The sequence below is a fragment of the Treponema sp. genome (assembly GCF_045657965.1).
GTDB lineage: Bacteria > Spirochaetota > Spirochaetia > Treponematales > Treponemataceae > Treponema_D.
The window spans coordinates 1-10,110 of sequence record NZ_JAZOUG010000062.1; the positions used below are offsets into that span (position 1 = coordinate 1).

General features: G+C 38.4%; 9 protein-coding genes and 1 pseudogene. 4 read left to right on the plus strand and 6 right to left on the minus strand.

Annotation, left to right across the window (positions count from 1 at the left end; translation table 11 throughout):
- The 3 genes and pseudogenes from ACKI5B_RS02255 to ACKI5B_RS02265 all read left to right on the plus strand — a co-directional run.
- A pseudogene (locus ACKI5B_RS02255) lies at positions 1-519 on the plus strand (hypothetical protein); the annotation flags it as partial.
- 144 nt (positions 520-663) lie between these two features.
- Positions 664-1,140 (plus strand): preQ(1) synthase, encoded by a 477-nt coding sequence (queF, locus tag ACKI5B_RS02260; RefSeq protein WP_407425407.1) that lies wholly within the window; start codon positions 664-666, stop codon positions 1,138-1,140.
- Positions 1,141-1,142: 2 nt separating this feature from the next.
- A complete protein-coding gene (locus ACKI5B_RS02265; RefSeq protein ID WP_407425409.1) occupies positions 1,143-1,862 on the plus strand; it encodes a queuosine precursor transporter in 720 nt (239 codons plus the stop codon).
- Here the strand turns inward: ACKI5B_RS02265 and ACKI5B_RS02270 are convergent.
- Genes ACKI5B_RS02270 through galT form a run of 3 tightly spaced genes read right to left on the minus strand, consistent with a single transcriptional unit; the run spans position 1,857 to position 5,642 of the window.
- The gene (locus ACKI5B_RS02270; RefSeq protein WP_407425411.1) at positions 1,857-3,050 is read right to left on the minus strand and encodes a galactokinase; all 1,194 of its coding nucleotides are present in this window, start codon (positions 3,048-3,050) and stop codon (positions 1,857-1,859) included. The genes ACKI5B_RS02265 and ACKI5B_RS02270 overlap by 6 nt on opposite strands.
- A 9-nt stretch (positions 3,051-3,059) precedes the next feature.
- The gene (locus tag ACKI5B_RS02275; protein ID WP_407425413.1) at positions 3,060-4,115 is read right to left on the minus strand and encodes an aldose epimerase family protein; all 1,056 of its coding nucleotides are present in this window, start codon (positions 4,113-4,115) and stop codon (positions 3,060-3,062) included.
- A 9-nt stretch (positions 4,116-4,124) separates the two neighbouring features.
- Complete coding sequence (galT, locus tag ACKI5B_RS02280) at positions 4,125-5,642, minus strand: UDP-glucose--hexose-1-phosphate uridylyltransferase (protein ID WP_407425415.1); 1,518 nt, start codon at positions 5,640-5,642, stop codon at positions 4,125-4,127.
- Positions 5,643-5,774: 132 nt separating this feature from the next.
- On the opposite strand from galT, the gene ACKI5B_RS02285 reads away from it, so the two are divergent.
- Entirely contained in the window at positions 5,775-7,562 is a 1,788-nt protein-coding gene (locus ACKI5B_RS02285; RefSeq protein ID WP_407425417.1) for a M30 family metallopeptidase, read from the plus strand.
- Positions 7,563-7,585: 23 nt separating this feature from the next.
- On the opposite strand, the gene recO is transcribed toward ACKI5B_RS02285, so the two are convergent.
- The 3 genes from recO to ACKI5B_RS02300 all read right to left on the minus strand — a co-directional run.
- Positions 7,586-8,359 carry a DNA repair protein RecO gene (recO, locus tag ACKI5B_RS02290; RefSeq protein ID WP_407425419.1) on the minus strand — a complete coding sequence of 258 codons (774 nt, stop codon included), beginning with the start codon at positions 8,357-8,359 and terminating at the stop codon, positions 7,586-7,588.
- A gap of 17 nt (positions 8,360-8,376) precedes the next feature.
- Positions 8,377-9,099 carry a deoxyribose-phosphate aldolase gene (deoC, locus tag ACKI5B_RS02295; RefSeq protein WP_407425421.1) on the minus strand — a complete coding sequence of 241 codons (723 nt, stop codon included), beginning with the start codon at positions 9,097-9,099 and terminating at the stop codon, positions 8,377-8,379.
- 60 nt (positions 9,100-9,159) lie between these two features.
- A partial coding sequence (locus tag ACKI5B_RS02300; protein ID WP_407425423.1) for an SPOR domain-containing protein occupies positions 9,160-10,110 on the minus strand: 951 nt, incomplete at its 5' end.

Consider the following 10,110-nt stretch of genomic DNA (forward strand, 5'->3'; position numbering starts at 1 on the left):
GATCTTTCTGACAATGCAAAAATAGGTTCTGAAACCAGCGGAACGCTTGTTTTAGATGGAAATAATATATCTTCTTCAAGATCACTTGTTGGCCCAAAAGGTGGCGATTACTACAACATAACATTTAAAAATGCAGTTTCTACAGGAAATGGTGCGGCAATCTCAACAGGAAACGACAATAACCTTGGAGTATACAACTGTACCTTTGAAAACTGCTCTGCTGCAAACGGCGGAGCAATATATGTTCCAGGTAACTGTAATCACGAAATGGTCACAGGCAAACAAGGTATCTCAAACTGTACTTTTACAAACTGCACTGCAACAGGTAAGGGCGGTGCAATATACTGCTACCCGGCCAACAATTCAAGAGATGTGTATATAAATGACTGTACATTTACAGATTGCTCTGCTTCCAGCGGAAATAAAATTTATGCTGCAGGTAGCTCATGGACCAGCGAAGTTCATTATGATGGAACAAAATATCTAGGAACCAGCAGCAGCCCATATATACTTGATTAACTCTAATCTGATTGAATCTGCGCAAATTGTCAAATGATTTTTTTTATTGCAATCATTAATATTTTTCTGTAGAGTATCTCTATAAAATTTTACAGTCAGTTCGAAATCCATCCTGACTCAAAACAAAACTAGGAGGTCTTTTTCATGCGTTCTGAATCAGAACTTGAAGGCGTAACTTTGCTCGGCAATACTGCAACAAAGTATCCTTCAAACTACTCGCCGGAAGTTTTAGAAAAATTTCCGAACAAGCATCCGGGAAATGACTACATGGTCACATTCAACTGCCCGGAATTCACTTCACTCTGTCCCAAAACAGGTCAGCCGGACTTTGCGACAATCACCATCAACTACATTCCTGACGGTTTTCTTGTCGAATCAAAATCGTTAAAGCTCTACCTCTTTTCTTTCCGCAATCACGGTGACTTTCACGAAGACTGTGTAAACATCATCATGAAAGATTTAGTAAAGCTTTTAGAACCGAAATACATCGAAGTGGAAGGTATTTTTACTCCGCGCGGAGGAATTTCAATCTACCCTTTCGCAGCCTGCGCCAAGCCCGGCACAGTCTACGAATCACTAGTTAAAACAAGACTTTTTGCAGCAATCGACAGGAGAAAATAATTATGGCTTTTCAGAATGAAATTATATTAGCAGCATCAGTATTCGCTTTTTTTGGCGGACTTGTAGCATTTTTCCGTCTTTTCGGAAAAAACGGAATTTTTGCATGGACTGTAATCTGTACAATTGCAGCAAACATTGAAGTTTTGATTTTAGTTCATGCGTACGGTATGGATACAACCCTCGGAAACGTTATTTTTGCCTCAAGTTTTCTTGCAACAGACATAATGAGCGAGATTTTCGGCAAAAAAGAAGCAAATAAATGCGTAAAACTTGGAATTGCAGCTAACATCACATTTATTTTAATTTCACAGAGCTGGTTCCTTTATATTCCTGCTGAAGCAGACACCATGGCAACACCTATCCGCACGGTCTTTGCAAACACACCGCGCGTCATGCTTTCAAGCCTTTTTGCATATGCTGTCTGTGAAATGTATGACGTATGGGCTTATCACCATATATGGAACTGGAGTGAAAAAAAGTTCGGAAACAAAAAATCATTTTTATGGCTTCGAAACAACGGTTCTACAATGGTAAGCCAGCTGATTAACGTACTTGTATTCAATCTGCTGGCTTTCACGGGCGTTTTCGAAGCAGGCGTAATAATCCAGATTCTTATTTTCGGATATCTGATTTTCCTTGTAACATCAATACTTGATACACCGTTCCTTTACTGGGCCCGAAGAATTGCAGAAAAACATCCGGAACTTTTACAGGAATCATAAGATTCTGAAAACTCCGTCACCAGTTTCGCAGGCAAAAAAGCCTGCACAATAGCCGGCCTTTTTAGTGTACTCTTTCTGTACATTTTCGATAAAAGGTTCTACTTTGTCGTTTCTTACAAGGGCAATTGCACAGCCGCCGAAGCCGGCACCTGTCATGCGCGAGCCAAGACAACCTTCCTGCTTCTGGGAAGTTTCTGCAAGAGTATCAAGTTCGATTCCGGTAACTTCATAGTCTTCTTTTAAGGATTTATGTGAAGCATTTAACAGGCGGCCGAGTTCAGAAAGGTCGCCTGTTTTAAGCGCCTTTACTGCATTAAGTACCCGCTCATTTTCGTATACGCAGTGCTTTGCCCTCTTCTGTAAAACTTCATCGCTTACAAAATGTTTTACTTCTTCCCATTTTTCTGAAGAAAGTTCACACAAAGCATTTATTTTAACGCCGTTATTCTGCAGAATTTTAAGAGCCTGTTCACACTGGCTGCGCCTTTCATTGTATTTTGAATCAGAAAGTTTTCGCACTTTGTTTGTGTTCATAACTACAAAGCGGTAATCGCCTAAATCAAGCGGTGCATATTCGTAATCAAGAGTTGCACAGTCAAGCATTTCGGCTGTGTTTTTTTTGCCGGTAGCGATTATGAACTGATCCATAATTCCGCAGTTTACGCCCATAAAATTGTGTTCGCTCATCTGTCCGAGTTTTGCAATTTCAACGCGGTCAATATTAAGGTTAAATGTATCGCTTACAGCATAAGCAAAGCCGCATTCAAGCGCCGAAGAAGAAGAAATACCGCCGCCTGCAGGAACATTGCTTACCATAAGAATTTCAAAACCACAGGGAAGCGAATAGCCTTTTTCTTTGAGCTGGCTTAAAATTCCGTTCAGATAATTTGCATAGTCATTTTTTTTGTCATATGCAAAATTGTCGTTAATATCAAATTCGTAAGTGCCCGGAAAACGAACATCGTTATAGATGATTTTAGAATCAGCCCTCTTACGGATTGCAACATAAAGATAGCGGTCAATCGAAGCCGGAAAAACTTTGCCACCGTTGTAGTCGATATGTTCACCGATTATGTTGATTCGAGCAGGAGATGCATAAACACGCACATCTTCTTTATTTCCGCCGTACATTTTTACAAAAGCGGCAGGAAGTTCCCAGTAATCATATTCTTTATCTGTAAGTCCCATAATTTTCTCCTAAAACTTCAAAATTGTCTGGTGCCAGTATTTCTCTCCCGGATTTAAAATACAACCCGGGAAATCCGGTTCATTAACCGCATTCGGAAAACGTTCTGTCTCAAAGCAGATTCCGTCGTGCCGTTTATGAATTACACCGCCCTTTCCTTTCATTCCGGAAAGGAAATTTCCTGTATAAATGTGGCATCCTCTCTGGTTTGTAAAGATTTCCATGCTTATGCCGCTTTTTTCTGAGCTGATTTTACCGAAGCGCACGACTTTTGATTCGTCCTGTGTGCGGGTTAAAAAGCAGTGGTCATAACCGTAGGGATCATTTTTTCCGGTTAAAGAAAGATTTGCTTCGTCAGCTTTTTCTGTAACAAGATTTTTTATGTCTTTACCAATCAGTTTCTCAGTCCTGAAATCAAAGCAGGTTCCTTCAACATTCACAATTTCACCAGAAGGAGTTAAATCAGATTTTGCCTTTAAAAATTTATCGCAGTCCAGCTGAAGATGATGATTTAAAATCGTTCCGCTTCCGTCAAGATTAAAATATGCATGATTTGTAAGGTTTACAGGAGTTGCTTTGTCAGTTGTGGCTGTGTATTCAAAAATAAGCTCATTGTTTTCTGTAAGCCTGTAAACTACGCTCATTTCAAGATTTCCGGGCATATTCTGCTCTCCGTCTGCACTTTTACGCGTAAAGCGCACCCCTTCACCTTCTGAATCAGAAAAAATTTCTGCATTCCAGAGCATTTTTTCATAGCGGGTAAATCCTCCGTGCAGGCAGTTTTCACCGTCATTTTTGTCAAGAAAATACTCAGAGCCGTCAAGGCTGAACTTTGCTCCTGTAATTCTGTTTGCAAAACGGCCGACAATCGCATTGTGAGAAGCATTTCCTGCTTTCCATCCTTCAAGAGAATCAAAACCCAGAAGAATATCCGTCATTTTACCATTTTTATCCGGAACAAAAAGATTCGTAATCGTACAGCCGTAATTCATTGCAGAAAAGGATAATTTTCCGTTTGAAACAGTGTAAAGCGTAATTTCATCATTTAATTTTTTAGATTCTGCCATAATTTTTCCTTAGAGTGTCTTAATAAACCTCATGAACGCTTCTCTTCCTTCTGCAGTGCATTTGTAAACCCCTGCATGTTCCAGAACCTTACTGAATACATGTCCAACTTCTTCTTTTAAAACTGAATCACATTTTTCTGCACTCATCGAAGAAAAATCGTATTTCTTACACAGTTCACTGCACCACCGGGCATGTTTTGAAAGGTTTTCATCAGAAGAAATGTCTTTTTTAGAACGAAGTGCAGCATTTAAATCCGCAAGTTCCGTTTTAAGACGGCCCGGTAAAATTGCAAGTCCCATTACTTCGATTAAGCCGATGTTTTCTTTTTTGATGTGATGAAGTTCTGCATGCGGATGATAAACTCCAAGCGGATGTTCTTCTGTTGTAATATTGTTTCTTAAAACAAGGTCAAGTTCAAACGCATTTCCTCGTTTTCTTGCAATCGGATTTAATGTATTGTGAGCTTCTCCATCAGTTTGTGCAAAAATAAAAGCTTTTTCGTCAGTGTAAGCCCGCCACTTTTTAAGTACATGGTCTGCAAATTCAACAAGACGCTCTTTTTTTTCAGAAGAAATTCTGATTACACTCATAGGCCAGTGAACGATTCCGCAGTTTACATCTTCAAAGCCTTTTACACTAAATGACTTTTCAATTGGAGCACGCGCCATCGCAAATTCGTATTTTCCGCCCTGAAAATGATCATGCGTTAAAATTGAACCGCCTACAATCGGTAAATCTGCATTGCTTCCGATTGTGTAATGCGGGAACCTGTCCGTAAAATCAAGAAGACGAGCGAAAGTTTTTCTGGTAATTGCCATCGGGCTGTGCTCATAATTAAAAACAATACAGTGCTCGTTGTAGTAAACGTAAGGAGAATACTGAAATCCCCATTTTTCACCGGCAAGCTCAACTGGAATTACGCGGTGATTTTCGCGCGCAGGATGATTAACGCGTCCGGCATATCCTTCATTCTCCTTGCACAAAAGGCATTTAGGATAGCCGGCCTGCTTCATAAGCTTGGCTGCTGCAATTGCTTTAGGATCTTTTTCAGGCTTTGAAAGATTAATTGTAATGTCCATGTTGCCGTACTCAGTTTTTGAAATCCATTTTATATCCTTACAGACTCTGTAACGGCGGATATAATCAGAATCCTGACTGAGCTTATAGAAAAAGTCCGTTGCTTCTTCCGGAGATTTTTTATAAAGCCCGTTGAATTTTTTAATTATATTTGAAGGCCGGTCAACTAAAACGCTCATAAGACGTGCATCGAATAAATCGCGGTAAACAACTGTATCTCCGCCGGTAAGATTTTTGGAAACAGCGTAATCAAGAATATTGGAAAGAATGTTTTCCAGTTCATTTACATTAACTTCAGGAAGATTTTCTGAATCTTCATCGTTTTCAAAGCCGTCAAGATTTAATAAAAGCAGAAGCTGATTTTTTGTAAAAATAATATCTTCGTTCTGGATAAGCTCTGTCTTAATTCCGTAAGAAACGAGTCTGTTAATTTCATTAAAAATGCTCATAAAATTATTGTGCAACCGATTGCATGAATTGTCAAGAATGATATTTTTCTTATTTTACTCTAACTGTATTTACATGATTTTAAGAATTAACTGTCTTATAGTTTTTATAGAAATTAAAAGCGAGGTGATTTTATGAAAAAAAGCTTTTTTCTGATTATTTTTGTAATTTTTTCACTGACTGCATGTACAAACATTTCTGAATCAACTTCAAGTTCTTCTGCATCATCATCAATTTCTGAATCAACAAAAACAACTTCCCTTGAAACAGCCACTGAAACTGAAACACTGGAATATTCATCATCTTCAAGCCCAAATGTTTTTGAAATTGATAATTCAGTTGCCCGGGTTACAATATCATCTCTTTCAACGGGTAAAATTATTTATCTTTCAAAAACAAACCCGACTTCTTCAGAAATTTCTTCTTCATACACACGCTGTGTTTCTTCGGCTTCAGGCATTTCCCTTTCTGAAGGCGATACCACCTCTTCTTCATCGGGAAATTCAGGTTCAGCAGGCTCTTCCGGAAGTCACGGACAAAAGCACAGCTGCACAAGTATTTTATTAAATACGGCACTTCCTCAGATTGAAGAATCTTCTTCAAGAAATGCTGTATCTTCTGTTTCAACTGTAACAGTTACGGCTTATACTTCAGATGACATAGGGAGTGCCACCCGTTCCATTTATGTAGACCAGGATGAAGACATTTCAAATTTTGCTCAGGAAACTGCAACACTCAGGGCTGTAGGCCAGTACTGTTATGTCTGGGTAATGAGTGATAACTGGACTTCTTCTTCAACTGCATCTGGAGAAAAAATTAATTCCAGTATTGCTTCTAAAATTGCTGATAATTTTGATTCTATGTATGACAAAATCCGTAATGTTTTCGGTGAAGAATCAAATTGTCTTGCTGCAGACACAAGTCTGGATTTTCAGATTGAAATGAATTCCTATAGTGAAACCGGCGAAATGGTAAATATCATAATTTATGATATCGGTAAAGATTACACGGATTCTTCAAATTCAGGAAGCGTTGTAGGATATTTCTATGCAAAAGATTATTACTATCTTTCAAATCCATCTTCTGTTTACAAATACTCAAACAAAGGGAAATATTTTTATGTAGACGGATATTATGCCGCAAACTATACCAGCATGGTCTATTCAACTCTTGCTCACGAATTCCAGCACATGATTGATTTCAGCGTAAAATCTATGGAAAATAAAAAATCAAGCAATACTGCAACAAATGAAATGAAATCCATGCTCTGCGAAGACATAATGTTTTCAACCCTGTGTGAATTAGACAGCAGCTTTTCAAAAGATGATTCACCTGTTGCCCGCCTTCCAGTATTTAACAGGCGCTATGCCGAGGTTGGTCTTGAATATAAGTCATCGAACCCTGAAGTTTACTATTCCTATGCAAACAATTACGCTTTTGGAGCCTGGCTTTTAAGAAATTACGGAGGAGTTACGCTTTTAAATGAAATAGCAACTAACTCTTATGTAAATATTTCATCAATTCTGAATGCACTTTCAACTACAGGTGCCGCTGCCACAACAATGGAAGAACTGTTAAAAGAATATACTGTTGCATGTGTAATAAGCAGCGAAGATTCCGGTTTTGCAAAAGAACTTTCAGATTCAGAACTCACATTAAATGATATAACATATTCTCTTGAATCTATAGATTTATGGAATCTATCAACAGCACTTCCCGAAACTTATTCAGAATGTAAAAACACTACAACCTATTATAAATTTGACGGTCCTTATTTTTATGCATATGACAGTCAGATTGAACTCCGGCCTTACGGAATTACACTCCAGAAAATCGGAACAACAACAGACACTGAAGTTACAATTAATTTTAATACAACCAGTATTTCTTCCAGCCAGAAAATGTATCTGATAATCGAATAATTTTTTTTTCCGATTCTGTTCTTTTACAGAATTCCGGTTCCAGTTTCAAGGGATTTCAGTTTTGTTCCGCAGACCTGTTCGATTAACAGATAAACAAATTCTTTCATTTCAAAAAAGCCGGTTTTGGATACAGTAATTTTTCTGACTTCTTTTGGAGAAAGGCTTGCTACAGCTTCAAGATATGTAACCGCTTCTTTTGAAAGTAAAAAATCCCCTGCTCTTGGATTCTGGCATGAAGGACAAATGAAAGCATTTTCAAAAGGAGAATAAATATATTTTTCTGAAATAGAACTGCTGTTAAGTTTTTCAGAATGTAAAGACTCACCGCATACACAGCAGATTTTTGTCTGTGGTCTGCATCCTGAAAGTGAAAGATAACGCCATAAAAATCTGATTAACCCGAGCCTTGATTCATTTTCATCGCATAATTCCATACCGTCTAAAAAGCCGTTTACAATTTTCCAGCATTCAGAAGAAGAACCGGCACATTTTGTTTTTATCAGGATTTCAGTTACAAAAGATGCTGCGTATGTTTTAAAAAGATTTTCGCGGAAAGAAAGATGATAATTTTTCACATCAAAGTCAGTAATTTTTGTCTGATTTTTAACTTCATCCCGGTAATAATAAAGAATTCCCGAATTCATCGGAGACACGAGAGAACGCATTTTGCTTTTAGGACCGCCGTAAAGGGTTGCAGTAAAGATTCCTTCATCCGGCGAAAAAACAGTGACCCGGCGATTGTTTTCTCCGCTTACAGTCACAGATAAAATTAAAGAGGGAGTCGAAAAATTACGCATTGCAGTTAAATGATTTTTTAATTGCTGACTATCTGAACACCGGCACTTGCCCCGATTCTCGATGCTCCGGCTTCATACATTGCACAGGCTTCCTGCCAGTTATGAATACCGCCGCTTGCTTTTACACCCAGATTTTCACCGACTGTTTTTCGCATTAATTCAACAGCATGAACTGTTGCTCCGTTTGGCAGTAACTTTCCGTCTTTATCTTTAAGAATTGCAAATCCTGTCGAAGTTTTTACAAAATCAGCTCCGGCCTTTTGGGCACACTCACAGCATTTAATAATTTCTTCGTCTGTAAGATAACAGGTTTCAAGAATGACCTTTACGATAATTTTAGGCTCTCCAGGAACTACAACATCGTTTACAGCACAGCGCACTGCATAAATTTCTTCAAAAACGTCATCCCATTCACCATCTTTTACAAGAGAAAGGTTTACAACCATGTCAATTTCACGGGCACCTTCATCTACAAGAAGACCTGCTTCACTTGCTTTATCGTCAATAGAAGCAGCTCCTAAAGGAAAGCCGACAACAGTACAGACTTTCACACTGCTTTCTGAAAGAAGATGAGCAGCAAGCGGAACATAAAACGGATTTACACATACAGAAGCGAAGCCGTATTTTTTTGCTTCATCACAAAGTTTTTCAATATCAGATTTTTTTGCACAGGGATTTAAATTTGTGTGGTCAATAACAGATGCAATTTTTTTTATATTTTCAGAAGTTTTTTCAAGCATAAAAGAATTGTAACACAGGAATAAAAAAAAAGCACGACTTTTAAAGCCGTGCCTGATTATTTATTTAATTTTTCTAAGGAACGAATCTTTAAATCCGTACGCTTTGAATTTTTCAGAAACTGAACCGTATTCATCGACATTCAAAGGTCCGACCATTACCTGATAAGCAGTTTTTGATGAATTCTGAACAAGAACAATCGGATACTTGCTTGAATACTTATCAATAATATTTTTGATATTATCGATGTTGCTCAGCGATGCAATCTGAACATAGTAGAAACTGCTCTTTAAGTTTTTCAAAGAAGGAACAACATAATGTTCCCATGAATTTGTAACTACTGGATTTTCAACCACCGGAAGTTTTTCAACCTCATCTTCTTCTACAGCAGTTTCAGTTTTTTCTTCAACAGGAGGATTCGGCTCTGCAGGAACCAAAATTATCGGCTGATATTCATCAGTTTTTTCTTCTGCAGGAACTTCTTCCGGAGCACTTTCTTCAACTACAACATCAGGTTCACTTTCAATTCCGGCAGGAATTTCTTCTTCTACTGCTTCAGTTTCAGCTGCAGTTTCTTCTTCGACTGGAGCTTCAGTATTTTCTTCTTCACCAGGAACAAGAATAACTTTCTGCATTTTTTCATCTTCTGCCGGAAGTTCTTCTTCTTCAACTTTTTCAAGTTCCTGCGGTAAAGGAGGAACTTCTTCATAAACTGCATCAGGTTCAGCCTTTTCTTCAACAGGAACTTCTTCTGAAACAGCCGGAGTTTCTTCTACAGGTTCTACAGGAGTTTCTTCAACAGGTTTTTCTTCTGGAACTGCAGGGCTTTCTTCAACAGGTTCAGCCACAGGTTCCTGAGAAGTTTTTTCAGGAACTGCTTTGACTTCTTCTACAGCTTCAGCCGGGCTTTCAGCCGGAGTTTCTTCTGCTGCTGCGGGCACTTCTTCTATTGTTTCTGTTGTTTCAGCTGATGATTCAGCCGGTTTATCTTCAGAAACAGCAGGAGATTCTTC

What these genes read in the sequence shown, in the direction of transcription:
- queF (WP_407425407.1), top strand. Translation starts at nt 664, where the DNA reads ATGCGTTCTGAATCAGAACTTGAAGGCGTAACTTTGCTCGGCAATACT.
- ACKI5B_RS02265 (WP_407425409.1), top strand. Translation starts at nt 1,143, where the DNA reads ATGGCTTTTCAGAATGAAATTATATTAGCAGCATCAGTATTCGCTTTT.
- ACKI5B_RS02270 (WP_407425411.1), bottom strand. Translation starts at nt 3,050, where the DNA reads ATGGGACTTACAGATAAAGAATATGATTACTGGGAACTTCCTGCCGCT.
- ACKI5B_RS02275 (WP_407425413.1), bottom strand. Translation starts at nt 4,115, where the DNA reads ATGGCAGAATCTAAAAAATTAAATGATGAAATTACGCTTTACACTGTT.
- galT (WP_407425415.1), bottom strand. Translation starts at nt 5,642, where the DNA reads ATGAGCATTTTTAATGAAATTAACAGACTCGTTTCTTACGGAATTAAG.
- ACKI5B_RS02285 (WP_407425417.1), top strand. Translation starts at nt 5,775, where the DNA reads ATGAAAAAAAGCTTTTTTCTGATTATTTTTGTAATTTTTTCACTGACT.
- recO (WP_407425419.1), bottom strand. Translation starts at nt 8,359, where the DNA reads ATGCGTAATTTTTCGACTCCCTCTTTAATTTTATCTGTGACTGTAAGC.
- deoC (WP_407425421.1), bottom strand. Translation starts at nt 9,099, where the DNA reads ATGCTTGAAAAAACTTCTGAAAATATAAAAAAAATTGCATCTGTTATT.